The sequence below is a fragment of the Streptomyces sp. NPDC053665 genome (assembly GCF_055585285.1).
Map to the genome: position 1 here is coordinate 1,006,251 of NZ_JBVJKK010000002.1, position 25,767 is coordinate 1,032,017.

Below are 25,767 nucleotides of genomic sequence, written 5' to 3' on the forward strand. Positions count from 1 at the left end.
GGTGGTCCCGCCGCCGGGCCCGTTCGACGGGCCCGGCCGAGGGTCGGGGCCGGCGGCCGGAGGCGCGGCCCGGGGGGCCGGGCACCGCCGGCCGCCGGCGTCACGAGAAGAGCCGCCGCCAGGTCTCCGGGCCCGGGTAGCCGTCCGCCGCACCGCCCCGCCAGCCCTGGGTGCGCTGGAACGCCTCGACGGCCCGCCGGTCGGCCTCGGTCCAGCGGGGGCCCGGCCCCACCCTGTAGAACCTGCCGTACCCCTTGCGCACGAGCTGCTGCCCGAGCCGGGTGACGTAGGCGTTGTCGGCGCCGGGCCGGAACAGCGCCCGCCCCGGGTAGCCGGGCACGCCGTGGGAGGCGGGCGGCGGCCCCGCCACCCCGCCCGTGACGTCCTTGCCCTTGCCTGTGACCAGCAGCTCCCAGGTGAGCGGACCGGGCAGCCCGTCGGCGTCCGCGCCCGTCCAGCCCTGCGCCTGCTGGAAGGCCCGGGTCGCCCGCCGGTCGGCGTCGGTCCAGCGGGGTCCGGGGCCGGCGGCGTAGGCGCCCCCGGCCCCCCGGGCGACGAGCAGGCGGCCGAGTCGGGTGACGTACGGGTTGTTCGCGCCGGGGCCGAAATACACCGCCCCCGGATACGGCGTCACGGCCGGGGGGCCCGGGTTCCCGCCGCCCGGCTCGGGCGCCGGCTCCTCGGCGGTGACGCCCTTGTAGCGGTAGGGGACGTACCGGTCGGAGTCGCTCCAGTAGGCGTACGGGGTGGACTGCCGGCGGGTGTGGGGGCGGGTCTGCTCGTAGGCGGTGTAGGTGGTGTGCGCCGCGTCCGTCCAGCCGCCGAAGATGGTGACGTGCGAGCCGCTGGTCGGGGAGGCCGCATTGTGGAACAGCAGAATGTCGCCCGGCTGGAGTTCTTCTTTCGTGATCCGTTCCGCGTACTGGGCGAGACTTCCCGTCCATTCGTTCCCCGGCAGTTTCCAGGCCATCGAGACATAGCCGGAGCAGTCCTGCCGGTAACCGTCGGACCAGTACGCGCTCATGCTGTACGGCACTTTCGCCGCGACCCAGATCTTGGCCCGGTCGATGATCTCCGCTCGGGTGATGGCGGTGGGCTTCGGCGCGCTGGACTGCGGCGCCGGGCGCCCACCCGGACCGTGCAGCGGGGCCCGCTCCCCCTGCGGCGTGTCAGGCTCCTCACCTGCGGGGAGACCACCCGGGCGGTGTGGTGCGTGCGGGGCGGCGACGGCCGGTACGGCGTGCCCCGCACCGAGGGCGGCGGAGGCCACGGCGGCCAGGGCGAGCGCCCGGTGGGCGGCCGGGTGGGCGGCCCCGCGGCCGGCCCGGGAATGCGGCAGGACCCGCCGCCAGTGCACGCAGCCGGGACAGTCGCAGTCGCTCGCGGGGTCGAATTCCTCGAATACCGGAGACTCCATGCGATTCCCCTCACACTTCCGGCGGAATGTACGGCACCCGTGCACGTGCGGGAGCGCGTCGCCAGTTTCGCAACTGTCTTCCGCACGCGCATGCTGACGGTCCGAATGATGTACGCGGGACCCGCCCGGGGCGTCCCGGGCCGCCCGGGGGTGGTCCGGAGCACCCCCGGGCGTCCTGTAGAGTTTCCGTGTCAGCAGGCGCCGCTAGCTCAGTTGGTTAGAGCAGCTGACTCTTAATCAGCGGGTCCGGGGTTCGAGTCCCTGGCGGCGCACAGACGGTGGAAGGCCCCTCGCGGAAGCGGGGGGCCTTTCGCGTGCCCGGAGCCGCTCCGCACCGCCGACTTCCTTGGCTGAAACCTTTCTCTGCGGAGAACACCCACCCGCCGCCCATGGGGCCGGATACCCTCTCGCCGTGAACGGGACGCACCCGCCGCCCGTACGTGTTGCCGAGCGCGTGCACGGACACGGCGCGAGCGGGAAGGGCCGGGGGGGGGAGCACGTCGAGCACATCGGCGCCTTTTTGTCCACACCCGCCCCACAAGGCTCCTGTGCGCACCATAATGAGCGCGTATGACCGGTGAACACCGTGTTGCGCATCTTGCGATCATGAGGGACACCGTAGAACGCTGAGCCCCTGGTTCATCAGAAAGCTGCGACTTCGTGGCAGTTGGGGGGATCCGTACCGGTTGGGCGGAGCGGCGGGAGTAGGGGCTCCCGGACCGAGACGCGATGCCGTGGGACGCATCTGCAACCGGAAGGTCGCTTTTCCACGTCTATGGGTGGGAATGACGTGGTGATCGCGGCATATCACTGAATACGCCTGTTCCGGTCTAGGGGGACCCGCAGGCGGCACGAAAGCTACGCGACACGCGGTTGTCCGCGTGTGGGGGGAAGACTCATGACGTCGAGGCCCACGGGTGCCCGGCCAGACCACGACCCGTCCCGGACCACCCGGCTGAGGGTGCCGGCTCACCGGATGAGCACCACGGGGACGTTCCGGCGGATCAGGAAGACGCTGCCGCGCTACGACTACGAGCACTACAGCCGGCTCGCAGGTCCCCTCACCCAACCCGATCCGCGCAAGCCGTACCGGGTGCAGTACCGCTCGCTCATCTCCGGGGAACCGCACCGCATCCGGGTCGCCCTGATGCTGGCCGCGGCGCCCGTGCTCTCCCTGGTGCTGCTGTTCTGGCTGCTCCAGCCCGAGCACTGGACCGAGCGCGACCACCCGGCCTTCGCCTGGCTGCCCGCGCTGGACATGGTCATGCTCGTGTCGATCGGCTTGATCGAGTTCTTCCGCTGCATGAACGTGCTGTCCAACGCGCACGCCACGCTGGTCGCCCGGGACCCGGTCCCGGTGGTGCCCGAGACCGGCACCAGAGTGGCCTTCCTCACCTCCTTCGTGCCCGGCAAGGAGCCGCTGGAGATGGTGACGAAGACCCTGGAGGCGGCCGTGCGGATCCGCCACCGCGGTCTGCTGCACGTCTGGCTGCTCGACGAGGGCGACGACCCCGAGGTGAAGGCGGTCTGCGAGCGCCTGGGCGTGCACCACTTCTCCCGCAAGGGCGTCGCGAAGTGGAACCAGGCCGCCGGCCCGCACCGCGCCAGGACCAAGCACGGCAACTACAACGCCTGGCTGGAGGCGCACGGCGACGACTACGACTTCTTCGCCTCGGTCGACACCGACCACGTGCCGCTGCCCAACTACCTGGAGCGGATGCTCGGCTTCTTCCGCGACCCGGACGTCGGCTTCGTCATCGGCCCGCAGGTCTACGGCAACTACGACAACCCGATCACCAAGGCCGCCGAGTCGCAGCAGTTCCTCTTCCACGCGCTGATCCAGCGCGCGGGCAACCGCTACGGCTCCCCGATGTTCGTCGGTACGTCCAACGCGGTGCGCATCAAGGCGCTGAAGCAGATCGGCGGTCTGTACGACTCGATCACCGAGGACATGGCCACCGGTTTCGAGATGCACCGGCACAAGAACCCGGCCACGGGCCGCAAGTGGCGCTCGGTGTACACCCCGGACGTGCTCGCCGTCGGTGAGGGCCCGAGTGCCTGGACGGACTTCTTCACCCAGCAGATGCGCTGGTCGCGGGGGACGTACGAGACGATCCTCAAGCAGTACTGGAAGGGCTGGTACTCGCTGCCGCCGGGCAAGCTCTTCAACTACACCATGATGATCATTTTCTACCCGATGTCGGCCCTGAACTGGATCCTGGCGGCGCTGAGTTGCTGCCTGTTCCTGGGACTGGGCGCCTCGGGTGTGAACATCGACCCGGCCGTGTGGCTGATGCTCTACGGCAACGCCTCCGCCCTGCAGATCGGCCTGTACGTCTGGAACCGCCGGCACAACGTCTCGCCGCACGAGCCCGAGGGCTCCGGCGGGGTGGCCGGCATGGTGATGTCCGCGCTGTCGGCGCCGCTGTACGCCAAGGCGCTCATCGACTCGGTGCTGCGGCGCAAGAGCAAGTTCGTGGTCACGCCCAAGGGCGACTCGGCGAGCCCGGACCGCTGGTTCGGCACGTTCCGCTACCACTGGTACTTCGTCCTGGTCTTCGGCGGCTCGATCGCGGCCGGCCTCGCCCTGGGCCACGCCCACCCGGCCATGATCACCTGGGCGACCTTCGCGCTGCTGATCACGGCCTCACCGGTGTTCGCCTGGCGCTGGCAACTGCGGCAGGACGCCCGTGGGCCCGGCGGCGACGCCGGGGGCGCGGAGCAGGACCCCGAGGCGCCGCACCGCACGCAGCCGCCGGCCGCCGCGCGGGCGCAGACGCCGCACACCCCGCGGCACACGCCCGGCTGGGCCGCCGCCCCCGACGCGCAGGGAGAGGCCCAGGGAGCCGGCCAGACCATGCAGATCGCCCTTGGTGGACTTGGGGGACGTAAGGAATGAACGACCGTGCAGGCCGCCGCCGGGCCCGTCGACTCGCCATCGGCACGGCGGTGGTGCTCGCGCTGGCCGGGATGAACGGGCCGTGGCTCTACCGCTTCGGCACCGCGCAATACCACCAGTACACGATCAACAAGCCGGAGTACAAAGCCGCCAACGGCAAGTGGGAGATCGTCGACTTCCCCGAGGAGTACCGGCAGAACACCATCCACGCGGCGCTGCTGCGCACCGGCAAGGTGCTGCTGGTCGCGGGGTCGGGCAACGACCAGGACAACTTCGACGCGAAGAAGTTCGACACCCGGATCTGGGACCCGGTCCGGGGCACCGTCAAGAAGGTCCCGACGCCCGCCGACCTGTTCTGCACCGGCCACACGCAGCTCGCCGACGGCAACCTGCTGATCGCGGGCGGCACCAAGCGCTACGAGAAGCTCAAGGGCGACGTCACCAAGGCCGGCGGCCTGATGATCGTCCACAACGAGAACCCGGACGAGCCGATCACGCTGCCCGCCGGCACGGCGTTCACCGGCAAGGACAACCACCGGACGTTCGTCTCCAAGGACCCGGTGCTCGTCCCGCGCGCGAAGAAGGTCTTCGACAAGGCGACCGGGAGGTTCCTGCGCAACGACCCCGGGCTGGGCCGGATCTACGTCGAGGCGCAGAGACGCGGCAAGAAGTACGAGACGGGTACGCAGGACAACTACCGGGTGCACGGCCTGAAGGGCGCCGACGCCCGGAACACCTACGGCATCGCGCAGAAACTCGCCCTCGACAAGAAGGACTTCCAGGGCATCCGGGACGCCTACGAGTTCGACCCGGTGGCCGAGAAGTACATCAAGGTCGACCCGATGAAGGAGGCCCGCTGGTACCCGACGCTCACCACCCTGAGCGACGGCAAGGTCCTCAGCGTCTCCGGCCTCGACGACATCGGCCAGCTCGTCCCCGGCAAGAACGAGGTGTTCGACCCGAAGACCGGGAAGTGGGCCTACACCGGCAAGGTCCGGCAGTTCCCGACCTACCCGGCGCTGTTCCTCATGCAGAACGGCAAGATCTTCTACTCGGGGTCCAACGCGGGCTACGGGCCGGACGACGTGGGCCGTGAGCCGGGCGTGTGGGACGTGGACACCAACGCGTTCTCGAAGATCCCCGGTCTGAGCGACCCCACCCTGATGGAGACGTCCGGCACGGTGCTGCTGCCGCCGGCGCAGGACGAGAAGTACATGGTGGTCGGCGGCGGCGGCGTCGGCGAGTCCGAGAGGTCCAGCGAGAAGACCCGGATCGTCGACCTGAAGAAGCCGGACCCGCGCTTCGTGGACGGCCCGTCCCTGGACAGGGGCACCCGCTACCCGAACGCCTCGATCCTGCCCGACGACAGCGTGCTGATCTCCGGCGGCTCGGAGGACTACCGCGGTCGCGGCGACTCCGACATCTTCGAGGCGCGGCTCTACGACACGGAGAAGAACGAGCTCCGGCGCGTCGCGGACCCGCTGGTGGGCCGCAACTACCACTCGGGGTCGATCCTGCTGCCCGACGGCCGCGTGATGTTCTTCGGCTCCGACTCGCTCTACGGCGACGAGGCCAACACCAAGCCCGGCGAGTTCGAGCAGCGCATCGAGATCTACACACCGCCGTATCTCTACGGAGGTGCGGAGCGACCCGAGTTGTCGGGCGGTCCGCGGACCCTCCGGCGGGGCGGGACGGGGACGTTCACCTCGCGGGACGCGGCGAAGGTCGAGAAGGTCCGGCTGATCCGGCCGAGTGCGGCCACGCACGTCACGGACGTCGACCAGCGGTCGATCGCCCTGGACTTCACGGCCGACGGCGACAAGCTGAAGGTGACCGTGCCGAAGAACCGCAACCTGGTGCAGTCCGGCTGGTACATGCTGTTCGTGACGAACGCCGACGGCACACCGAGCAGGGCCCGGTGGGTGAAGGTGCCGTAGGCCGCGGCCGGCCTTCTCGCGTGCACGGGGCGCCTCCCGCTGGGGGGGCGCCCCGTGCACGTCGTCGGTGGGCCGGCGGCCCGGGCGGAACGTCAGCCGGTGGCTGCCTTCGCCAGGTCCAGGGCGTAGTCCTGCCACCACTGGCCGGCCTTGGGGCCGCCCTTGCACTCGCCGTCGGACTCGCCCGGCCGCTTGACCCACAGGTAGGCGTCGACCAGCGGGTCGGCGGTCCGGGTCGTCGGGGTCTCACCCAGGGCGCGGCCGGGCGGGTTGCACCAGCGTTCGTCCGGATCGCCGCCGGTGTAGGGGCCGTTGCCGTTGCGGCTGGTGTCGATGACGAAGTGCTTGCCGCCGACCTTGGCGGACAGCCGCTTGCCGTAGGCGAGGGAGTCCTCGGTGGAGTAGAAGTTGGAGACGTTCACCGAGAAGCCGTCGGCGCGGGCGATGCCCGCCCGCTCGAGGGGCGCGAAGATCCGGTCGGGGTCCTGCCAGCCGGCGTTGCCCGCGTCGAGGTAGACCTTCGTGTTCTTCAGCGCCTTCAGCGCGGTGACCGCGCCTTCGAGGAGGTCGTAGCGCTCCTCGTGGTACTCGCGCGGGGTGCAGCCGTCCACGAGGTGGAGCAGCGCGTCCGGTTCGAGGACGACGGTGGCGGACCGGTCGCCGATGCCCGCGGCCACGCCGTCGACCCAGGCGCGGTAGGCGTCGCCGTCGGCGGCGCCGCCCTGGGAGTACTGGTCGCAGTCGCGGTGCGGGATGTTGTAGAGGACGAGCAGCGCGGTGCGGCCCGCCTCGTCGGCCGCTTCGGTCAGGCCCCGCGTCTGCTCCTCAGGGTCGTCCGGTCCGATCCATTCGGCGACCGGCTGTTCGGCGATGCGGCGGATCTGTCCGGCCTTCCGCTTCTTGCCGGCCTTCTCCAGGGCGGCCACCTGCCGTGCCGCCGTGCCGTCCGGGTTCACCCAGAACGGGGCGCTCCCCGGGGGCTGCCGGGTGTCCCCCGCACCCGCGGCCCCGGCGCCGTCCTTGCCGTCCCTGCCCTCTCTGCCGTCCCCTCCGTCGCCGGAGGAACATCCCGTGATCAGCAGTGCCGCCCCCAGCACCACCGCGGACGCCCGCCTCCCCGCGGACGCCCCGACCCCCCTGCTGCCGTACATCCCACTCCCCCTCGGGTACACCCGTACAAGGTTCAATCCTGACATACGTCCCGTGGCGCCCAGGTGGTTCGAAGTCCACCCGCATGGTGACGCAGCGCCACCGTATCGGGACCTGGTGTCATCCAACCCCTGGGCCGGTAACTCCCGGGGCTCTACAGTCGGTTCGGCGGGACCCGCCTTCGGCCAGAGCTTCACCCGGCGTGGCTCCCGTGGCCTCCTGCGCGGTTCGCCGGGTCACTCCCGCAGCCCGTGCGCGCGCGGTCGAGGACCGGCCCGGTCGGCGGCTCCAGGGGGAGCGGGCCGCCGACCGGGGCCGGTGGCCGCCGTCAGGGGCCGGTGGTCGCCGTCAGGGGCCGGTCGCGGTCAGGTACGCCGAGACCACCACGTTCGCCGTGTAGCTGCGGGTCGCCCGGTCGAAGCTGCCGCCGCAGGTGATCAGCCGCAGCTCGGCCCGGCCCGACTCGCGTGGCCCGTACGCCTGGTGGGCGTCGAAGCGGTCGCGGGTGAGGACCTGGACCGACTCGACCGTGAACTCCGCGACCCGGGCGTCGGCCCGGACCACCCGGATCGTCTGGCCGGGGCGCATGGCGCTGAGCCGGAAGAACACGGCGGGCCGGGAGTCGGTGTCGACGTGGCCGACCATCAGCGCGGTCCCCCGGGCCCCGGGCGCCGCCCCTCCGGCGTACCAGCCGACCACGCCCGGCTGGTCGAAGGGCGGCGGGTCGAGGGCCCCCCGGGCGTCGAGGCCGCGCGCCACCACCGGGGCCTGGACGCCGAGTCCGGGGATGTCGACGCGCTGCGGCACCGCGACGCCCAGCGGCCGGTGCGCGGGCGGCAGCTTCACGTCCGGGGGGCGTCCGGCCGCGGCCATGTCACCGGTGGTGGGCGCCGAGATGCCGTGCCGTACGTCGGTGACCTCGCGGCCCCAGAGCCACAGCCCCAGCAGCAGCACCACCCAGGCCACGCCCGCGAGCATGCGGCCGGTGCCGGAGGGGCGCCGGTACGACTGTTCCAGGTCGGACATGGGTCAGCCCGTCCCCCGTCGCCTGCGGACACCACCGAGTACGACGACCGCGGCGGCGACGCCCGCCAGGACCAGGCCGGTCACGCCCTGGGCCGTGCCGGGCCCGGCCGCGCGCTCCCCGCCCGCCACGAGTCCCGCGGCTGCGCCGCCACCGGCCCGGACGGGCGCGACGGGTGTGGCCGGTGCGCCCGGCACCCGCTCGCCCTCGGCGGGAGCCGACGGCTGCCCGCCCCTGCCGGGCACGGGCGGCTGCCCCGCCGCTCCGGGAGCGGGCACGGACGACGACCGCGGGCGGCCGTCGCCGTCCCTGACGGTGAGGATGCCGGCCCGGGCGGTGTCCCCGCAGGCGATGCGCACCGGGTACCGGCCCGGCTCCAGCGTGGAGCGGACCCGGCTGTCACCGGTGAGCGTGCGGTCGCCGGCGACGGTGAGCCGGGCGTCCGCCACGAACGCCGGCGAGACGGCGACGGCCGTGCGCCGCGCGCAGTCGGTCACGCGCAGCGTGACGTCACCGCCCGGTGCGGGGGACGCCGGGGTCACCGTGACGCCCCCTCCGTCCGCCGCGTGCGCCGCCGGGGAGAGGAGAACCGCGGCCAGGACGCCGGTGCAGACAGTGACTTTCAGGGAACCCATCGTGAACCTCCAGACGCCTGGAGCCTCCCCCGCACGGTGGGCCGCCGCATCCGCAGGGACGCGGCGGCTGCTCCGTACGGGTGGTGACGGGTTTGGCCCGCGCGGGCGCCGGTGCCCGGGTCAGATCCGGTCGACGAGGTCGGCGATGGAGTCCACGACCTGCGACGGCCGGTAGGGGAAGTCCTCGACCTGGTCGGGCCGCGTCAGGCCGGTGAGCACCAGGAACGTCTGCATCCCGGCCTCCATGCCGGCCAGCACGTCGGTGTCCATGCGGTCGCCGATCATGGCGCTGCTCTCGGAGTGCGCCCCGATGGCGTTCAGGCCGGTCCGCATCATCAGCGGGTTCGGCTTGCCCGCGAAGTACGGCTTCTTGCCGGTCGCCCGGGTGATCAGGGCGGCCACCGCGCCGGTCGCGGGCAGCGGGCCCTCGGTGGAGGGGCCGGTCTCGTCGGGGTTGGTGCAGATGAAGCGGGCACCGCCGTTGATGAGCCGGACCGCCTTCGTCATGGACTCGAAGGAGTAGGTGCGGGTCTCGCCGAGGACGACGTAGTCCGGCTCGTGGTCGGTGAGGATGTAGCCGATGTCGTGCAGCGCGGTGGTCAGCCCGGCCTCGCCGATGACGTACGCCGAGCCGCCAGGCCGCTGGTCGTCCAGGAACTGCGCGGTGGCCAGGGCCGAGGTCCAGATGCTCTCGACCGGCACCTCCAGGCCCATGCGCCGCAGCCGGGCGTGCAGGTCGCGCGGGGTGTACATGGAGTTGTTGGTGAGGACCAGGAAGGGCCTGCCGGACTCCCGCAGCTTCTTCAGGAAGGCGTCGGCGCCGGGGATCGGTACGCCCTCGTGGATGAGGACGCCGTCCATGTCGGTGAGCCACGACTGGATGGGCTTGCGGTCTGCCATGTGCGGGATCTCCTGCCGTACGCGGTCCAGCGTGCGATCCAGCCTAAACAGTGCCGGGATCTTGGGGAACGGCCCGTCCCCGGGTACCCCGTCTAACGGCGGCGGCGTGCGAGGAGCAGGGCGCCGCCCGCGGCGAGCAGCAGGGCCGACGCGGCGGCCGCGATCCGGGCACCGGACCCGGTGCTCGCGAGTTCCTCCGCGAACGGGAACCGGTCCTCGCGGGGTGGGGCGGAAGAGTCGGGGCTCGGTTCCGGCTCGCCGTCGGGTCGGTTCCCGGTGCCGGGGTCGGTGTCGGTGTCGGTGTCCGTGCCGCCCTCCTCGATCCGGAAGCGGTAGTCGCCGGACTGCCCCACCCAGTCGCCGTCGTCGTCGTGGCGCTGGACGACCGCCGCGTTGACGGTGACGTCGTTCGGCACGGCGTCCGAGGTGAGCGCGAGCCGCACCTTCACGGTGACGGTCCCGCCCGGCCCGACGGTGAACCCGCGGAAGCCGCCCTCCTCGTCGGAGAACGCCCCCACGAGTTCGTCCTCGCCGGTCTCCTCGAACCGCACGGGGTGGGCCCGCGGGCCGTCGAAGAACTCCAGCCGCGGCTGGGAGGCTTCCAGGGCGCGCTTGTCGTCGACCAGCACCACGACGGGGTGGATGTCCTCGCACGTCCGGTCGGTCGTGTTGGTCAGGTCGACGTACCAGGTGCCGAACCCGCCGCCGGCCGTGTACGTGCCGGGTCCGCCGTGGACGCGGGTGGTGAGCGGGAAGGTGTGGTCGTCGGGCGCGGCACAGGCGGGCACCGGGTGGTCCGCGTACGCCGGGTGGGCACCAGGGAGCAGGACGGCCGCCGCCGTCGCGAGGCAGAGGTGTACGGGCGTGCAGGGTCGCATGATGACGTGACCTTGCCGTGCGGGGCCTCCGGTACGTCCGCCGCGCCGGGAAGCCCCCCGAACGGCGGCGCGAAACCGCCCGCTCGGCGGACACCGCCCCCCACCCGCCCGCCCGGCACGCCCCCGCCGCCCCCGCGCACGAACCCCCTTGGGCGCCACCGCCACCGCCCGCCCGCCCAGCAGGACCCCGCCGGACCCGCGCACGACCCCCTTGGGCGCCGCCGTCACCTTCCGCCTGCCCGGCACGGCCCCGCCGGACCCGCGCCCGAACGCCTCCGGCAACGCCACCGTCCGCCCGCCCGCCCGTCCGGCACGATCCCGCCCGCCCGTTTGGCACGACCCCCGCCGGACCCGCGCAGGCGCCCTCACCCGCCCCCGCGCCCGAACACCGGCCCCAGCACCAGCTGTGCCGCCCCGGCCGCCACGACCCGGTCACCGCCCGGAGCGACCCGCACCGGCACCTCGTCCTGACCGGTGCGCCTGGCCCGGGCCGCCAGGACCGCGCCGACCCCGCGCACGAACGCCTCCGGCACCGCCACCACCGTCCGTCCGGCCGTCCGGCACGACCCCGCCGGACCCGCGCCCGAACGCCTCCAGCACCGCCACCGTCCACCCGCCAGTCCGGCACGATCCCGCCCGTCCGTCTGGCACGACCCCGCCGGACCCGTGCGGACGCCCTCACCCGCCCCCGCGCCCGAACACCGGCCCCAGCACCAGCTGTGCCGCCCCGGCCGCCACGACCCGGTCACCGCCCGGAGCGATCCGCACGGGCACCTCGTCCTGCCCGGTGCGCCGGGCCCGGGCCGCCAGGACCGCGCCGACCCCGCGCACGAACGCCTCCGGCGCCGCCGCCACCGTCCGCCCGCCCAGCAGGACCACGTCGATGTCGAGCAGGCCGACCAGGTTCCCCGCCGCGGTGCCCAGCACCCGGGCCGCCTCCGCCGGGTCGCCGCGTTCCACCGCCGCCAGGCACAGTGCCTCGACGCAGCCGCGCTGGCCGCAGGTGCACGGCGGGCCGTCCAGCCGGATCACCTGGTGGCCGAACTCCCCGGCCCCGGTCCGGGCCCCCCGGTGCACGGCGCCGCCGAAGACGAGCCCGGCGCCCAGGCCCGTGCCGAGGTGCAGGTAGGCGAAGGAACCCGCCTCTCCCCCGGCGGCCAGGCCGAGGGCCGCCGCGTTGGTGTCCTTGTCGACGACCACGGGCATCGCGAGCCGATCCGCCAGGGCCTGCCGCAGCGGGAAGCCGTCCCACTCGGGGAACCCGGTCACCCGGTGGAGTACGCCCCGGGCGTGGTCGAGCGGCCCCGGCAGCGCGACCCCCGCGCCCAGCAGGGCGCCGCCGGACCCGTGCGCCGCCTCCCGCACCGCGCCCGTCACCGCCGCCAGCACGGATGCGGCTCCCGCGCCCAGGTCCAGCGCGGCCCGCCGCTCCCCGACCACGCTCCCGCGCAGGTCCACGATCACGGCCCGCACCTCGTCCCGGTCCAGGTGGACGCCGACCGCGTGCCCGGCCTCGGGCACCAGCCGCAGGACCGTGCGCGGTTTGCCGCCCGTCGAGGCGCGTCGTCCCGCCTCCGCCGCGAGCCCGTCCTGCCGCAGCCGGGCCGTGATCTTGCTGACCGCCTGGGGGGTGAGACCGGTCCGCTCGGCGAGTTCCAGCCGGCTGATCCCCTCCTCCCCCGCGGTGCGCAGCAGGTCCAGGACCAGCGCGGTGTTGTGGCTGCGCAGGGCCGGCAGGTTCACCCCGCCGCCCGTGCCCCGCATGCCGCCCACTCCGCCCGTCCTCTCGTCCGCCCTGTTCACGCCCCCATTGTCCCCGCCGCTTGCACTTTGGCAACAGCGTTGCGAAAGTGGACGGCATGACTGGCACACCCACCGGCACCGCTTCCGGCCCGCCGCTCCGCGTCGGCCTCGTCGGCTACGGCCTCGCCGGCTCCGTCTTCCACGCCCCGCTGATCGCCGCCACCGAGGGCCTCGTGCTCGACACGGTCGTCACCTCGAACCCGGAACGGCAGCAGCAGGCGCGCGCCGAGTTCCCGGACGTCCGCCTGGCCGCCTCACCGGACGAGCTGTTCGCGCGGGCCGGCGAACTGGACCTGGTCGTGGTGGCGTCACCGAACAAGACCCATGTGCCGCTCGCGACGACCGCCCTCGATGCCGGCCTGCCGGTCGTGGTCGACAAGCCCGTGGCGGGCAGCGCGGCCGAGGCACGCGCCCTGGCCGCCCTGGCCGAGGAGCGCGGGCTGCTCCTGTCCGTCTTCCAGAACCGCCGCTGGGACAACGACTTCCTCACCCTGCGCAAGCTGCTGGACGACGGCGAGCTGGGCGACGTCCTGCGCTTCGAGTCCCGCTTCGAGCGCTGGCGGCCCAAGCCCAAGGGCGGCTGGCGGGAGTCCGGCGACCCCGCGGAGATCGGCGGCCTGCTCTACGACCTCGGCAGCCACGTCGTCGACCAGGCCCTGGTCCTGTTCGGCCCGGCGGCCTCGGTGTACGCGGAGACGGACGTCCGCCGCCCCGGCGCGGAGACCGACGACGACACGTTCATCGCCCTCACGCACGCAAGCGGCGTCCGCTCCCACCTGTACGTCTCCGCGACGACCGCCCAGCTCGGCCCGCGCTTCCGCGTCCTGGGCTCCACCGCCGGATACGTCAAGCACGGCCTGGACCCCCAGGAGGCCGCCCTGCGCGAGGGCCGGCGCCCCGGGCCCGGCTGGGGCGTGGAGCCCGAGTCCCTGTGGGGCCGGGTGGGCGCCGGCGAGTCCCCGGTGACCGGCGGCGGCCGCCCCGAGCCGACCCTGCCGGGCGACTACCCCGCCTACTACGCCGCCGTGGCGAAGGCCCTGCTCGAGGGGGCCCCCAACCCGGTGACGGCACGCGAGGCGGCCGCCGCCCTGGACGTACTGGAAGCCGCCCGCCGTTCGGCGCGCGAGAAGGTGACGGTGACGCTGTGACCGCCCGGAACACCCCGCACACCCAGGAGCTCGGGCCGAAGTTCCACCCGGAGCTGACCCCGAGCCTGGAGGAGCTGGAGAAGCAGGAACGCCGCCTGGTGTTCCGCCGGTTCACCCACGACGACGCCTGGGCCCTCGGCTCGCTGCTGGTCGAGCTGGCCCGGGAGCGCCAGGCCCCGGTCGCCGTGGACATCCACCGGGCCGGACAGCAGCTCTTCCACGCCGCGCTGCCCGGCTCGACCCCGGACAACGACGCCTGGATCGCCCGCAAGCGCCGGGTGGTCGAGCGGTACGGCTCCGCCTCCTACCTGGTCGGCGCCCGCTTCCGCGCCAAGGGCACGACCTTCGAGGAGTCCTCCCGCCTCGACCCGGACACCTACGCGGCCCACGGCGGTTCCTTCCCGATCACCGTCGAGGACGTGGGCGTGATCGGGGCGGTGACGGTGTCCGGCCTGCCGCAGCTCGACGACCACCGGCTCGTGGTGGAGGCGCTGGAGCGGTTCCTCGACCGCTAGCCCGGCGGAATCAACCCCGGCTCCCTCCGGTTGGCACCTGCCGTACGCAGCACCTGGCGCCCACCGGAGGGAACGGACAGATGAGCACGCCCGTCAAGGAAGCGGTCGGCCGGTACGGCATCTGGAGCGTGGGCCTGCGCGCAGAGGACCCGCAGCGGCGCGGGGAACTCACCGAGGCCGCCGCCGAACTGGAGGAACTCGGCTTCGGCGCGCTCTGGCTGGGCGGCAACTCCTCCGCGGCCAATGCCGCCCCGCTCCTCGACGCGACCTCCCGGATCGTCGTCGGCACCAGCATCCAGAGCATCTGGGAGCACGAACCGGCCGCCGCCGCCCGGGCCTTCGCGGACCTGGAGTCCGCGCACCCCGGCCGGTTCCTGCTCGGCCTCGGCGTCAGCCACGCCCAGCGGGTGGAGCAGTACGCCCGCCCCTACACGGCCCTGGTCGGTCACCTCGACGCGCTGGACGCCGCCGGGATGCCGGCGGACCGGCGGCTGCTGGCCGCGCTCGGCCCCAGGTCGCTGCGCCTGGCCCGCGATCGGGCGGCGGGCTCGATCCCGTACCTGGTCACCCCCGAACACACCGCGCACGCCCGTGAGATCCTGGGTGACGGCCCGCTGCTCGCCCCCGAGCTGGGCGTGATCCCCGAGCGGGACCCGGACCGCGCCCGCGCGCTGGCCCGCGCGTTCCTGGAGCTCTACCTGCCGCTGCCGAACTACACCGGCAACTTCCTGCGGCACGGCTTCACCGAGGACGACCTGCGCGACGGCGGCAGCGACCGCCTGGTGGACGCCCTGTTCGCCTGGGGCGACGACACGGCGATCCGCGCCCGGCTCGACGCGTTCCTCGACGCGGGAGCGGACCACCTGGCCCTCCAGGTCCTGGACGGCTCCCCGCGCGACGCCCTGCCGAGGAAGGCGTGGCGGAACCTGGCTTCGGCACTGGCGTGAGGGGAGCGCACCGTGTCGCGCCCTGAGGGGCGCGGGGAACTGCGCGACCGGCCACGGACTGCCGGCAGCCACTGCCCGCAGCCGCAAACGGACCCGCGGTTCCCCGCCCTCCCGGCGGAGCGCTACGCGTCCTTGACCTCCTGCCGCTGCCGCCCGAGCCCCTCGACCTCCAGCTCCACGACGTCCCCGGCCCGCAGGTAGGGCTTCGGCTCGGGCTGCCCCATGGCCACGCCCGCCGGCGTCCCGGTGTTGATGACGTCTCCCGGGTACAGGGTCATGAATTGGCTGACGTACCGCACGACCTCCCCGACCGGGAAGATCTGCTCGGCGGTCGTCCCGTCCTGTTTCAGCTCCCCGTTGACCCACAGCCGCAGCGACAGCGCCTGCGGATCGGGCACCTCGTCCGCGGTCACCAGCCACGGCCCCAGGGGATTGAACGTCTCGCAGTTCTTGCCCTTGTCCCAGGTGCCGCCCCGCTCGATCTGGAACTCCCGCTCGGACACGTCGTGCGCCACCGCGTACCCGGCGACATGCGCCAGCCCTTCCGCCGCCGATTCCAGGTACCTGGCCGTCCGCCCGATGACGACGGCCAGTTCGACCTCCCAGTCGGTCTTGCGGGAGCCCCGGGGCACGAGCACGGTGTCGTCGGGGCCGATCACCGTGTCCGGCGCCTTCATGAACACGACCGGCTCGGCGGGCGGTTCGGCCCCGGTCTCGCGGGCGTGGTCGTGGTAGTTCAGCCCGATGCACACGATCTTGCCGATCCGCCCCAGCGGCGGCCCGATCCGCAGTCCGGCCGCATCCAGGACGGGCAGCGTGCCGGCGTCGGCGGCCGCCCGGACCCGGGCGAGCGCCTCCTCGTCGGCGAGCAGCGCGCCGTCGACGTCCGGGACGACACCCGACAGGTCCCGCAGGATCCCGTCGGTGTCGAGCAGCGCGGGCCGCTCCGCCCCGGCCGTACCGACTCGCAGCAGCTTCATGATCAGTCTCCCTCGATCGCGGGCGCCCGTCCGACGCGCGCGACCCGGATGCGGCGGGGAGCCATCGGCAGGGCTGGTCGATCCTCCAAGGTCGGGGTGCAGTCCGCAATACCCCGTTCACGTACTGGACCCCGCCCCGCCGGGTCAGCGGTACAGCGCGGCCCGCTCCATGACGCTCCACGTCGTGCTGGTGACGACGTACAGCGCGGCCGCCAGCGGCACCACGGCCACGGTGACCAGCGTGAAGAACGACATGAACGGCATGACCCTGGCCACCGCCCCCGCCCCGGGCACCTGTTCGGCGTCCCCGGAGGGCAGCACCGGGTTGGCGGCCATCATGCGCTTGCTGAGCCGGTAGCTGAACACGGCGACGCACGCGACCACGGCGAACAGCCCCGCGTACACCAGCCCCGCCCCGCCGAACAGCCCGCTGTCGAGCGCGTCGGCCCATCGCCCGCCGAGCGGCGCGGCGAGCAGCCGGTGACCGAGCAGCCCGTTGGCCTCGCCGCCGATCGTGTCGCTGGAGAACAGGTGGTAGAGCAGGAAGAAGGCGGGGGCCTGAAGCAGCCCGGGCAGGCAGCCGGCCAGCGGCGAGACCTTCTCCTCGGTGTGCAGGTCGAGCACGGCCCGCTGCAGCTTCTCGGGATTCCCGGCGTGCTTCCTGCGCAGCTCGGCGATCCGCGGTTGCAGTGCGGTCCGCGCCTTCTGGCCCCGCGCGGCGGCCCGGGACAGAGGATGGACGAGGAGCCGTACGAGCGCGGTGAACAGGACGATCGCGGCGGCGGCCGCGGAGGCGCCGAACAGCGGCTGGAGCAGGTCGGCGAGCTGCTCGACCAGGTGAGCGAAGACGGACATGGGTGAGCCCTCCGGGGGTCTCGTCGTGCCGGAATCGGAGAAGGCGGCATGACGACCCGCGCGGGATCGGCCCCCCTGGAGGCCCGGAAGTCCCTTGACTCCCCGAGGGGTTCCCTACGCGACGGTCGCCCGGAGGGCGTGACCGGGCGCCCGGGGCCGGGTGCGCCCCCGGGCGTCGGGATCACGCTGGGGCAGGAAGGCCGTACGGCGGTCGCGGTCCCGGATGGCCGTGCGCACCCGGGTGCGCGGCACGGCGGGCGCGCAGCGCGAGGCGACGACGGAGCAGACGGCGAGGGCGGCCGAGGCGGCGGCGGTCGCGGCGAGGGCGACCGTGGCGAAGAGGCTGCCGGTGTCGAGCAGCAGCACCCCGGCGACGAGGAGGAACAGCGCGAGGACGGGACGCAGCGCGGACCTGGTGCGGTTCACCGGCTGCCCCTCCTCCCCTGTGCGTATCCCTGCTGACCGTATCCCTGCCGACCGTATCCCTGCTGACGTTATACAGGATCGCCCTCCCGGCCGGACCGGGGTGTGGACGCCGGTGCAGGAGCGGGAGCCGCCGCACGTCCGTCATCGGGTCCGGCCTGCGGATCTCTCACGCTTGTCACCTCCCGGCAGTACGGTGTCCCCCATGCGCCCCGACACGCCTGCCGAAAACGTCGACCACACCGCCGAGGCGGCACGCCTGGAGCGGACCGCCGGCCTGTACCCCGAGGACGCCGAGGCCCTGCTGCTGCGGGCGGCGGCCCACCTGGAACTGTCCGGCGACCGCCCCAGCGCCACCAAGCTCTACGACCGCCTCCTGGCCTCCCCCGACGGTCTGGACAACCCGCACCTGGTCCGCGCCCTGAAGGCCTCGAACCTCTGGGAGTACGGCCACGAGGCCGAGGCCCGGGCGATCATCGAGGGCGTCCGCGCCTCGGCCCCCCAGGACCCGGCCCCCTGGGTCATCGTCGCGGAGGCCCTGGAGAACCACGACGAGCTGGAAGCAGCGCACGAGACCTTCACGGAGGCGGTGCGCCATCTGCTGACGGACGTGGCGCACCCCGCGCAGCCGACCCACCCGCTGCTCTTCGGCCGCCACCGGGTCCGCCGGATGCTGGGCCGCTCCCACGACGAGTGGGACGCCCTGGCGGACTCGGTGCACTCCCTGCCGGTCTCCCTGGACGAACTGCACGACCCCAAGCGGGTCTGGTCCCTCGGCTCGGAGAACCCGGCGGAACTGGAGGCGGAGATCCTGCGCCTGCGAGCGGAACTGGGCGCGTACCGCGCGGCGCTGTCCCGCCCGTTCCCGGTGGCGATCCTGCACTGGCCGGCGCCGGAACTGACGGAACTCCTGGAGGCGTACCCGGCGCTCGCCGAGGAGTACCCGTCCCAGGAGGAGCACCTGGCCTCGATAGAGCGCGCCCTGCGGGAACTGTCCGCCTCCGGCACCCCGAACCTCGGCATCGTCACGGGCACGGTCCCGTCCTACGAGGCCTTCGCGGCCTCGGAGGGCAGCTCCCCGGGAGACCCGACGCTGCTCCCCCAGTACGCGACGACGCTCGCGGCCCGGGGGCGAGCGGTGGCGTGGCCGCCGCAGGACGGCTCGAACTGCTGGTGCGGGTCGGGGCGGGCGTATGGGGAGTGCCACGGCTCGGAGGCATAGCCAGGCAGTGACGAAGCAGTCGGAACGGAAGACACGGTCCACGGTGGACACCACTCCTGAGACGCGTGCGCGGATGAGCCGGCAGCGCAGCCGGGACACGGACGTCGAAATGGCACTGCGCCGGGCGTTGCATGCCGCGGGCATGCGGTACAGAGTCCATCGAAAGCCACTCAAAGGGGTCCGGCGGGAAGCAGACATCCTGTTCGGTCCCACCAAAGTGGCCGTATTCGTGGACGGCTGCTTCTGGCACGGCTGCCCGGAACACGCAACGTGGCCCAAGAGGAACTCGGAGTTCTGGAGGGAGAAGATCGAGGGCAATCGGCGCAGGGACCGGAACACGGACGAACGGCTGGCAGCCGCCGGGTGGCTGGCTGTGCGCGTGTGGGAGCACGAGAATCCCGTGGACGCCGCGGTTCGCGTTCAGCTTGTCGTGAAAGCACGGCAGGCGGCGAGCCGTCGAAGGTGATGCCCTGTTGGGCTGGTAGGTAGGGCTCGGTCAGTTCTTTTTTGACACATCCTCATGGTGTCAAACAAGCCTGTACCCTGGGCCCGTTCCGCCCCACCAGCCTGGTCCCGGTGTCAGGAGGCGAATGTCGCCATGCCCGAATCTCTTCCGCCGCCCGTCGTACGCGGCGAGGCTTTCGGCTCGTGGTTGGAACGCCAACTGCGCCGAGCCGACATGTCGCAGACGGACTTGGCCGCACAGGTGGGCAAGACCCGCGCCGCCGTCTCCGCGTGGATCAACGGCCGCGCGGAACCCCGCGACGAGACCAAGGCGCGTATTGCGGAGATCCTCGGCACCGACCTTGCCGCCGTCGTGACGCGCACGGTCGACGTACCGACGGGCCGGCCTGTCGCCTGGCATCACCGGCCCGCGCACGCCGACGGTGGTCGCGAATACGGGAACGCGGCCGCCTTCGCCTTCGACGCGGACCTCTCGGTATTGGCTCGGGAGGCGACGCAGAACTCCCTGGACGAACGCTGCGACGATCGCTCCCCCGTGCGTGTGCACTACACGCTGCATGAGCTGGACGGGCCGCACCTCGATGCTTTTCTGGCCACCCTGCAGTGGGGAGAACTGCTCCCTCACTACACCGAGGCCTCGCGGGGCACCCAAAAAGTATCGCGGAGCCTTCACTCCGCCTTGGAGGACCTGTCAAAGGAGCGTCGCTTGCTCCTCCTCCGCATCGATGACTACAACGCAGCGGGTCTGACGGGCCCCGAGTACAGCGACGGACGATTCGCCGCCGTGGTCCGGCGACAACTCGACAGCCACAAGGTCACAGGCGGACGGGCAGGCGGTTCCTACGGGTTGGGCAAGGCCACTCTTTGGGCAACGAGCCGTTTCGGACTCGTGCTGATCAATTCGACGCTCTCGGAACCGCATGAGGGACGCACCGAAGGGCGTGTCATCGGACGTATCGATCTGCCCTGGCACGAGGTGGGCGGGGAGGCATACGCGGGGCCGGCCTGGCTCGGTGAGCCGGACACCGATCCGGAGCACGAGGGCGTGTCCAGGTCATGGTGGGCCGACGACGAGACCCTGCACGGCCTGCATCTCGAACGCGGGAGCGCCGAGACCGGCACCTCTTTCCTGATTGTCGGCGCGCATGACGCTTCCGGAGACGCCGAGTCCTTGCAGGAAATGCACGACAAGCTCGTCCGTGCGCTCGCCGACGGCTTCTGGGCGGCCATGTTGGGCGGCAGTTCGGCGGGCCCGTTGCTGGAGGCGCGCGTCACGACCCTCCGAAACGGAGAGGTCTACATCCCGGCGAAGAGGGTCGATCCACATGACCACCACCCCGCACTCAGCCGAGCGCTGCAGGCCTACCTCGACGGCAACACGGTCACCGAACTGACGTCTGCGGGCCAGGTGGTCCGTGCCGATGTCCCCATGATCGTCACTCCGCTCAAGGGCCAGGGGCGGCCTCGTGACAAAGGCCGTGAGCATCTTGCCGTACTCCTGCTCACTCCTGCCGACGACCACGACGCACACATCAATCGTGTCGTCTGCATGCGCGGCAATCGCATGAGCATCACCGAGCACCGTCCACGCGACCTTCCTCTGGGCACGACACCTTTCCAAGCCGTTCTTCTCGCGGGTTACGCCACCGGCCGTGACGGTGAGGACGTCGAATTCGCCGAAGCCTTTCTGCGCGCCTCTGAGCCACCGGAACACGATCGTTGGGACAGGACGGAGGAACTGACCACGGCCTACGAACGCGGAGCGTTGACCAGGCTGAAGGAGTTCAGGTCCTCGATCGACAAAACCGTTCGTTCGCTGCTGGGCAAGCGAGACATCACACGGACCGGTGGTCCGGCCGTGCTGCGGGAATTGCTCAAACTCGATATGAACTCCGGCCCCCTGGGACGTCGCGCCCAATCGTTCCCGACCGTGCGGAGAGTCGAGGCCCGCATCGACGAACGAGGCGCCTGGCACGTCACCGTCCACCTGCGGCTACCGGATGCCTCGGACCCCTGGGTGCTGGCTCCCGTAGCCAAGTTCGACGTGCGTTCCGGTGGTCGCCCCTCAGTGGAGTGGGAGTTGCTCGTCGGCTCCGAGTCGTGTCGCGCGGAGAACGGCACCATCGTCATCGAACCCGGTGTTCGGACCGCGGTGTTCAGCGGTGTCACCGATCCGGCGTCACACCCCGTCCGTGGCGGCTATGCCCGACTGGCCGTGGATGTGCCCAAGGCCCGTGGAGGTGGAGTGTGAAGCCGGTGTTCCCCTACCCGACCCTCCTCGGTGACGTGGAGTGTGACGTGGTCGCCGTCAGCATCGACGGCAAACCGCTCCCCTACACCAACGTGTCGGTGGCGGAGCGCGTCGTCGCGCTCCACCAGTCGGGCCGTGCCAGGTGGGCCGAGGCCGTCCTCGACCTGCGTGCCGTCCTACCCGCCAAGGAGTTGGCGGAGGGCCCCTGGCAGGACGTGACCTGCTTGGCGACCCTGACCGAGAAGGCGACCAACGCGCGCACCACCGTGACTCTCACCTCGGTCGGCGAGGGTGTGCACACGGGCTCGATCACGCTCTCGCGAGCTTCGCATCTTCGACGAGCGACGCTGTCCTTGCTGGTGGTGGCAAGTGTCCATGGCGTCCCGGGACGACTTGTAGGCGCGATCGAGCAGGACTGGTACCTCGACCTCGAAGAAGCCACGCCGGTCCGGCAGCGCGAGATCGAGATCGTGGAGATCGATTTTCGCGAGGGGCCCTACGAGTGGCTGCGCCCGTACAAGGACTCGCCTTGGATCATCGAAACCTCGGGGGACATACCGACCGTCTACCTCAATACGTCAGCGGTCGAGGGGCTCATGGAACTGCTCAGCAGCCGCGGCGGCAGCCCGACGGAGAAGATCGTGCGGGAGATGACGGCCTCGCAGGTCGCCCAGGACGCCTGGACAGCCATGTTCCAGACCGCTGTCAGTGACCTCGACGCGGACGAAGACGGAACTCCCGTCATGCCGACCGGATGGCGAGAGTCGGTGCTGCGCCAGATGCTGCCCGACGTTCTACCGGGCCGGCAGCCGACGGATGCCCTCTTCGAGATCAGCGAGCGTCGCACCAAAGGGTTCGGCTGGTCGGAACTCCAGACCGGCATCCAGTATGCAGCCGGCCGCCGCGCACAGATCTCCAAGAAACTCACCACTGCCCTGCGAACCGCAGACCGCGCCGAGAGGACCGACTGATGCCGCGCACCGTACCTTTCGAGGTCCCGCCGGTGCTCGGCCTTCTGCCGGATGCCGCAGTGGCCAAGTTTCTGAGCCGGGGCATGCAGTCGGGTCAGGAGAACCCGCCTCAGGTCGCGTTGCGCAAGGCCGGCACGCTGCTGCCCGAGGACGAGACACGGTGGCAGACCGCCCCCGTCCGCGAGCTCCTCGATGTCGCGATGACGAGGTTCGCAACTCAGCGCACGGCCGCGGACGGCTGGCTCGCTCCACGTCTGCACGCCACACTGCGCATGACGCGCGCGGAAGCAGGAGACAGCAGACGCTGGAACCATCTGGCGATGTTGGTGGCCCCCGACTATGTCGTGTGGCGACACAAGGGCACCGAGCTCACCCAGAGCTCCCGCTTCTCCGGCCCTCACTACACGCAATGCTTCTCTCGCTTGTGGTGGGCGGCGGAGTTGTTCCGCGACGGTGCGGACTATCGCCCCGTCGAAGTCGCCTGCAGTGTTCAGGACATCCTGAACACCACGCTTCGTCTCGATGTCATCGACCACCGGCCCACGGCCCAGGCCTTGCTGGCCGTGTTCGAGGGACTGCTCTCGTCCGGCGTCCCTCGACCCGGTGATCACATCAACGCGCTCTCCTCCGCCGTCAATACCGCAGGCAGCACTCTGGTGTACGACGTACTCGCTCCTGACCAGCCGCCTCTGGTCGAGGACTTGCAAGACTGGATCGCCGACGCCGCAACGGCACCCCCCGTGCACTGGGACCGGCTTCCCGAGGGGCCCGACGATGGCCGGGTACCGCGCGCCGCCATCGACGTCCTGCTGCCCCTGTTCGAGAGACTCCTGGCCGAGGCGCCGATTCGTCGCCGAGGCCGCGCGTCCACCGCGGCGGAGCAGGGCGAGTCCCTGCGGCAGCAGGGGGTGCCGGGGCAGCGAGAAGGGGTGAGTCTGGCGAAGGACCTACCTTCTTGGATGTCCTAGAGCGACGGATCGTCCCTGTCCGTCTCGGTCCCCTGCCAGAAGCTACCGCCCGCTCCTGTGCTCAGGCAGTTCTCTCTCGGTCCCAGCACAACAGCCGTTCCCAGACGTCGCTCCCGGGAACGCCCAAGCCGAGGGCTGCGCTCAGCACATGCACTCCGAACCGCGGTGGCACGGCGTTACCGATCTGCTGCGCCTGCTCATTGCCGCGCCACGGGTATCGGTAGGGGAAGCTCTGGAGAACCCCCGCCTCCTGATTGCTCAAGCGCCCGAGGTCTGTTTCCCGGACATCGACACTGACAATCCGATTGCGTTTCCACTTGCCGGTGATCGTCGCCGCCGGCTCGCCTGACGAGCGACGACCGCGTGCTTTGGGATCGCCACCACTGCCATAGTTGGAGACGACGCAGAACGGCATGTGACGTCGAGGAGCCTCCTGTACCCGGGTGTACACCTCATTGAGCGCTTTCTCCATGGAGACCCATGCTTCGCGACCTCCACCGAAGAGGGCGTCAGCAGGCAGCGAGCCCTTGCGGTACTGCTGATGCGTCGGGTCGGGCAACCGAGCGGGCTCATCCCCGTGGCGAGCCACGAGCACGGCGCGTCTACGGGTTTGGGGGACGCCGTACTGCTCGGTATGGAAGACCTTCGCGTCGGTCTGGTACCCGATGGCCTTAAGGACCTTTTCGTACTCATGCCAGACCTCGATGACGGCGGGGACCTGTTCCAGGACGATCACTTGGAAGGGCTCGGGATCCGTGCCACCGTGACGTGGCCGCAGCATCGCCTCGAAGATCCACCGCAGCGGCTGCAAAACCAGCCCCGTACGTTCGTCGTCGAGCTTGTCCAGCTCTCGCTGGATGTCCTCCCACGTTTCCCCCTTGGCACCGACCTTCTCCCGCTCGTACCAGGCGTGCATGCGGTGAATGAATCCCGTAACCAGGTCGAATGCCTTGCGACCGGAACCGCTGCCGGCGATGGAGAACGTCTGACACGGGGGCCCACCTGCCAGCACATTGCAGTCCTCGAAGCCGGGGTTGTCCGGCCCGAACAGGCGCACATCCCCATGGACGGTCGGCAGCCCGGCCGCGTGCCGTGTGGCCACTGCGTCGTCGTCCCACTCGATACCAACGGAGGGGATGCCCAACACTTCGGCTGCCATGTCCAAGCCCCCGGGCCCCGCAAACAGGTCGACAATGCGGAAACCCCGACAATTGGGCTGGCCGGGCGGCGTGCTGGTCATGGTGCGGAAGTCTATCGGGCGGCCGGAGGCAGGCGCCCCCACTGTCAGCCCTCCCCCGCTCGCAGTGCGCTGGCGATCGAGTTACCCAAGGCGTGAGCGAGAGGCGGCGGGGTGGCGTTGCCCACCTGTCGGTAGCGCGCGGTCTTACGGCCCGCGATCTGCCAGGTCGGCGGGAAACCTTGCAATAGCGCCACCTGCTCCACCGTGAGGGCGACACGACCTCTACGACCCCGGGATGGATCCCAGACGAAGGTTGCGTCCGGGACCTGATCGGCGACAGTGGCACCATCCACCCCGAGACGTTCCCACTTCGCTTTGGCGCCCGTCGGCCCCAGATCCGCTCCCCCACGTTCCCAGGAGCCGCCCACGATGGTGGGAGCGATCGAGTCGGCTTGGGCAGCCCACCCGGCCACGTCCGACCACCCCCTGGCGCCCATCGACTCCTGCAAGGTCTCCCCTACGGTGGGAGCAGGAGCAGTGTGCGGTCGCGGCCACTCGAAGTGATCCATCAGCTCGCCTTTGAGGGCAACGAGGAAACCTACTTCCCGACTCTGGGGCACACCGAAGCCCTTGGCGTTCAACACATGCCAGCGGAACTTGTATCCAAGATGATCGAGTTCCTTGGCAACGAGTTCCCGGACCGGCTCGTAGTCGCTTTTTCGGATCAGTTCCGGCACGTTCTCGAACAAGATGGCACGCGGCTGCACACCATAGACGAGGTCGACTGCGGCCTTCAGGACGGACAACTCCGCGTCATCGCCACGTGTCCGCGCTACGGCCGCAGGTGACTTCACTCGCGGCAGGCCGCCCGAAAGCAAGTGAACGTCGTACACCTTCCGATCCTCGGCGGGGTCGAAGTGGAGGAGGTTTGCCTCACGGACATCCCATGACGGACGGTTGTAACGCAGCGTCTCACATGCCACGGGACGACTGTCGATGAGCAATACCGGATCGAAACCGGCAGATTCGAGTCCGAGCGCCAGCCCTCCCGCACCTGCACAGATCTCCAGCGAACGGAACCGGCCTCGTAAGGCGCCATCGTCCCCGTGCCGGGTGGCAACCGCTTCCCTCACCCCCGTCATCTCCCTCACCCCCCCGCAGTAGCGGAAATTCGCTTGCCGCCCGCTCGTCGCCCCCCAC

Annotated in this window: 23 protein-coding genes and 1 tRNA gene; 11 read left to right on the forward strand and 13 right to left on the reverse strand. The window is 71.4% G+C overall.

The genetic code is table 11. The features are described from left to right. Window positions 1–100 precede the first annotated feature (100 nt). Window positions 101–1,417 carry a peptidoglycan-binding protein gene (locus ACZ6ZN_RS12060; protein WP_469645397.1) on the reverse strand — a complete coding sequence of 439 codons (1,317 nt, stop codon included), beginning with the start codon at window positions 1,415–1,417 and terminating at the stop codon, window positions 101–103. A gap of 198 nt (window positions 1,418–1,615) precedes the next feature. Between ACZ6ZN_RS12060 and ACZ6ZN_RS12065 the strand changes: the two genes are divergently transcribed. From ACZ6ZN_RS12065 to glxA, 3 genes are all read left to right on the forward strand, one after another. Next, window positions 1,616–1,689 (forward strand) — tRNA-Lys (locus tag ACZ6ZN_RS12065). Window positions 1,690–2,315: 626 nt separating this feature from the next. Then, window positions 2,316–4,316, forward strand: a complete 2,001-nt coding sequence (locus ACZ6ZN_RS12070; RefSeq protein ID WP_469645400.1) for a glycosyltransferase family 2 protein — start codon at window positions 2,316–2,318, stop codon at window positions 4,314–4,316. Further along, window positions 4,313–6,253 (forward strand): radical copper oxidase GlxA, encoded by a 1,941-nt coding sequence (glxA, locus tag ACZ6ZN_RS12075; protein ID WP_469645403.1) that lies wholly within the window; start codon window positions 4,313–4,315, stop codon window positions 6,251–6,253. Before ACZ6ZN_RS12070 ends, glxA begins: the two co-directional genes overlap by 4 nt. Window positions 6,254–6,345: 92 nt before the next feature. On the opposite strand, the gene ACZ6ZN_RS12080 is transcribed toward glxA, so the two are convergent. The 7 genes from ACZ6ZN_RS12080 to ACZ6ZN_RS12110 all read right to left on the reverse strand — a co-directional run bounded on the left by ACZ6ZN_RS12080 (window position 6,346) and on the right by ACZ6ZN_RS12110 (window position 12,603). After that, window positions 6,346–7,404, reverse strand: a complete 1,059-nt coding sequence (locus tag ACZ6ZN_RS12080; RefSeq protein ID WP_469645407.1) for a glycoside hydrolase family 6 protein — start codon at window positions 7,402–7,404, stop codon at window positions 6,346–6,348. Between the two features lie 346 nt (window positions 7,405–7,750). After that, window positions 7,751–8,428, reverse strand: a complete 678-nt coding sequence (locus ACZ6ZN_RS12085) for a class F sortase (protein ID WP_469645410.1) — start codon at window positions 8,426–8,428, stop codon at window positions 7,751–7,753. A gap of 3 nt (window positions 8,429–8,431) precedes the next feature. Beyond that, the gene (locus tag ACZ6ZN_RS12090) at window positions 8,432–9,061 is read right to left on the reverse strand and encodes a hypothetical protein (RefSeq protein WP_469645413.1); all 630 of its coding nucleotides are present in this window, start codon (window positions 9,059–9,061) and stop codon (window positions 8,432–8,434) included. A 120-nt stretch (window positions 9,062–9,181) separates the two neighbouring features. Continuing rightward, window positions 9,182–9,961: an HAD-IIA family hydrolase gene (locus tag ACZ6ZN_RS12095; RefSeq protein ID WP_398110075.1), complete on the reverse strand. Its 780-nt coding sequence runs from the start codon at window positions 9,959–9,961 to the stop codon at window positions 9,182–9,184. 92 nt (window positions 9,962–10,053) lie between these two features. After that, a complete protein-coding gene (locus tag ACZ6ZN_RS12100) occupies window positions 10,054–10,839 on the reverse strand; it encodes an LPXTG cell wall anchor domain-containing protein (protein ID WP_469645417.1) in 786 nt (261 codons plus the stop codon). A 365-nt stretch (window positions 10,840–11,204) separates the two neighbouring features. Next, window positions 11,205–11,372, reverse strand: coding sequence for a hypothetical protein (locus tag ACZ6ZN_RS12105; protein WP_469645420.1), 168 nt, complete (start codon window positions 11,370–11,372; stop codon window positions 11,205–11,207). Window positions 11,373–11,517: 145 nt separating this feature from the next. Next, window positions 11,518–12,603, reverse strand: a complete 1,086-nt coding sequence (locus ACZ6ZN_RS12110) for an ROK family transcriptional regulator (protein WP_469645686.1) — start codon at window positions 12,601–12,603, stop codon at window positions 11,518–11,520. Between the two features lie 95 nt (window positions 12,604–12,698). On the opposite strand from ACZ6ZN_RS12110, the gene ACZ6ZN_RS12115 reads away from it, so the two are divergent. The 3 genes from ACZ6ZN_RS12115 to ACZ6ZN_RS12125 all read left to right on the forward strand — a co-directional run bounded on the left by ACZ6ZN_RS12115 (window position 12,699) and on the right by ACZ6ZN_RS12125 (window position 15,252). Then, window positions 12,699–13,790 (forward strand): Gfo/Idh/MocA family protein, encoded by a 1,092-nt coding sequence (locus ACZ6ZN_RS12115; RefSeq protein ID WP_469645422.1) that lies wholly within the window; start codon window positions 12,699–12,701, stop codon window positions 13,788–13,790. Beyond that, a complete protein-coding gene (locus ACZ6ZN_RS12120) occupies window positions 13,787–14,305 on the forward strand; it encodes a heme-degrading domain-containing protein (protein ID WP_398110072.1) in 519 nt (172 codons plus the stop codon). The genes ACZ6ZN_RS12115 and ACZ6ZN_RS12120 overlap by 4 nt, the downstream gene beginning before the upstream one ends. Before the next feature lie 80 nt (window positions 14,306–14,385). Beyond that, window positions 14,386–15,252 (forward strand): LLM class F420-dependent oxidoreductase, encoded by an 867-nt coding sequence (locus ACZ6ZN_RS12125; protein WP_469645424.1) that lies wholly within the window; start codon window positions 14,386–14,388, stop codon window positions 15,250–15,252. A 122-nt stretch (window positions 15,253–15,374) separates the two neighbouring features. On the opposite strand, the gene ACZ6ZN_RS12130 is transcribed toward ACZ6ZN_RS12125, so the two are convergent. The 3 genes from ACZ6ZN_RS12130 to ACZ6ZN_RS12140 all read right to left on the reverse strand — a co-directional run bounded on the left by ACZ6ZN_RS12130 (window position 15,375) and on the right by ACZ6ZN_RS12140 (window position 17,513). Beyond that, complete coding sequence (locus ACZ6ZN_RS12130) at window positions 15,375–16,232, reverse strand: fumarylacetoacetate hydrolase family protein (RefSeq protein ID WP_469645427.1); 858 nt, start codon at window positions 16,230–16,232, stop codon at window positions 15,375–15,377. 144 nt (window positions 16,233–16,376) lie between these two features. After that, complete coding sequence (locus ACZ6ZN_RS12135; RefSeq protein ID WP_469645429.1) at window positions 16,377–17,087, reverse strand: YidC/Oxa1 family membrane protein insertase; 711 nt, start codon at window positions 17,085–17,087, stop codon at window positions 16,377–16,379. 114 nt (window positions 17,088–17,201) lie between these two features. Continuing rightward, a complete protein-coding gene (locus ACZ6ZN_RS12140) occupies window positions 17,202–17,513 on the reverse strand; it encodes a DUF6412 domain-containing protein (RefSeq protein ID WP_398110068.1) in 312 nt (103 codons plus the stop codon). A 202-nt stretch (window positions 17,514–17,715) separates the two neighbouring features. On the opposite strand from ACZ6ZN_RS12140, the gene ACZ6ZN_RS12145 reads away from it, so the two are divergent. The 5 genes from ACZ6ZN_RS12145 (at window position 17,716) to ACZ6ZN_RS12165 (ending at window position 23,387) form a co-directional block, all read left to right on the forward strand. Further along, on the forward strand, window positions 17,716–18,732 hold the full coding sequence (locus tag ACZ6ZN_RS12145; protein WP_469645432.1) for an SEC-C domain-containing protein: 1,017 nt from the start codon (window positions 17,716–17,718) through the stop codon (window positions 18,730–18,732). After that, window positions 18,704–19,198, forward strand: a complete 495-nt coding sequence (locus ACZ6ZN_RS12150; protein ID WP_469645435.1) for a very short patch repair endonuclease — start codon at window positions 18,704–18,706, stop codon at window positions 19,196–19,198. Before ACZ6ZN_RS12145 ends, ACZ6ZN_RS12150 begins: the two co-directional genes overlap by 29 nt. 132 nt (window positions 19,199–19,330) lie before the next feature. Next, complete coding sequence (locus ACZ6ZN_RS12155) at window positions 19,331–21,448, forward strand: helix-turn-helix transcriptional regulator (protein WP_469645438.1); 2,118 nt, start codon at window positions 19,331–19,333, stop codon at window positions 21,446–21,448. Then, complete coding sequence (locus ACZ6ZN_RS12160) at window positions 21,445–22,419, forward strand: hypothetical protein (protein WP_469645439.1); 975 nt, start codon at window positions 21,445–21,447, stop codon at window positions 22,417–22,419. Before ACZ6ZN_RS12155 ends, ACZ6ZN_RS12160 begins: the two co-directional genes overlap by 4 nt. Then, a complete protein-coding gene (locus tag ACZ6ZN_RS12165) occupies window positions 22,419–23,387 on the forward strand; it encodes a DUF6339 family protein (RefSeq protein ID WP_469645440.1) in 969 nt (322 codons plus the stop codon). The genes ACZ6ZN_RS12160 and ACZ6ZN_RS12165 overlap by 1 nt, the downstream gene beginning before the upstream one ends. Window positions 23,388–23,448: 61 nt before the next feature. On the opposite strand, the gene ACZ6ZN_RS12170 is transcribed toward ACZ6ZN_RS12165, so the two are convergent. Next, on the reverse strand, window positions 23,449–24,627 hold the full coding sequence (locus ACZ6ZN_RS12170; RefSeq protein WP_469645443.1) for a DNA cytosine methyltransferase: 1,179 nt from the start codon (window positions 24,625–24,627) through the stop codon (window positions 23,449–23,451). Between the two features lie 44 nt (window positions 24,628–24,671). Next, a complete protein-coding gene (locus tag ACZ6ZN_RS12175; protein ID WP_469645445.1) occupies window positions 24,672–25,700 on the reverse strand; it encodes a DNA cytosine methyltransferase in 1,029 nt (342 codons plus the stop codon). Between the last annotated feature and the right edge of the window lie 67 nt (window positions 25,701–25,767).

Bases quoted from the DNA above. Each gene is read 5' to 3' on its own strand.
- glxA (WP_469645403.1), top strand. From the start codon at position 4,313: ATGAACGACCGTGCAGGCCGCCGCCGGGCCCGTCGACTCGCCATCGGC.
- ACZ6ZN_RS12170 (WP_469645443.1), bottom strand. From the start codon at position 24,627: ATGACCAGCACGCCGCCCGGCCAGCCCAATTGTCGGGGTTTCCGCATT.
- ACZ6ZN_RS12165 (WP_469645440.1), top strand. From the start codon at position 22,419: ATGCCGCGCACCGTACCTTTCGAGGTCCCGCCGGTGCTCGGCCTTCTG.
- ACZ6ZN_RS12125 (WP_469645424.1), top strand. From the start codon at position 14,386: ATGAGCACGCCCGTCAAGGAAGCGGTCGGCCGGTACGGCATCTGGAGC.
- ACZ6ZN_RS12090 (WP_469645413.1), bottom strand. From the start codon at position 9,061: ATGGGTTCCCTGAAAGTCACTGTCTGCACCGGCGTCCTGGCCGCGGTT.
- ACZ6ZN_RS12080 (WP_469645407.1), bottom strand. From the start codon at position 7,404: ATGTACGGCAGCAGGGGGGTCGGGGCGTCCGCGGGGAGGCGGGCGTCC.
- ACZ6ZN_RS12145 (WP_469645432.1), top strand. From the start codon at position 17,716: ATGCGCCCCGACACGCCTGCCGAAAACGTCGACCACACCGCCGAGGCG.
- ACZ6ZN_RS12130 (WP_469645427.1), bottom strand. From the start codon at position 16,232: ATGAAGCTGCTGCGAGTCGGTACGGCCGGGGCGGAGCGGCCCGCGCTG.
- ACZ6ZN_RS12085 (WP_469645410.1), bottom strand. From the start codon at position 8,428: ATGTCCGACCTGGAACAGTCGTACCGGCGCCCCTCCGGCACCGGCCGC.
- ACZ6ZN_RS12110 (WP_469645686.1), bottom strand. From the start codon at position 12,603: ATGCGGGGCACGGGCGGCGGGGTGAACCTGCCGGCCCTGCGCAGCCAC.
- ACZ6ZN_RS12155 (WP_469645438.1), top strand. From the start codon at position 19,331: ATGCCCGAATCTCTTCCGCCGCCCGTCGTACGCGGCGAGGCTTTCGGC.
- ACZ6ZN_RS12095 (WP_398110075.1), bottom strand. From the start codon at position 9,961: ATGGCAGACCGCAAGCCCATCCAGTCGTGGCTCACCGACATGGACGGC.
- ACZ6ZN_RS12115 (WP_469645422.1), top strand. From the start codon at position 12,699: ATGACTGGCACACCCACCGGCACCGCTTCCGGCCCGCCGCTCCGCGTC.
- ACZ6ZN_RS12150 (WP_469645435.1), top strand. From the start codon at position 18,704: ATGGGGAGTGCCACGGCTCGGAGGCATAGCCAGGCAGTGACGAAGCAG.
- ACZ6ZN_RS12060 (WP_469645397.1), bottom strand. From the start codon at position 1,417: ATGGAGTCTCCGGTATTCGAGGAATTCGACCCCGCGAGCGACTGCGAC.
- ACZ6ZN_RS12100 (WP_469645417.1), bottom strand. From the start codon at position 10,839: ATGCGACCCTGCACGCCCGTACACCTCTGCCTCGCGACGGCGGCGGCC.
- ACZ6ZN_RS12070 (WP_469645400.1), top strand. From the start codon at position 2,316: ATGACGTCGAGGCCCACGGGTGCCCGGCCAGACCACGACCCGTCCCGG.
- ACZ6ZN_RS12135 (WP_469645429.1), bottom strand. From the start codon at position 17,087: ATGTCCGTCTTCGCTCACCTGGTCGAGCAGCTCGCCGACCTGCTCCAG.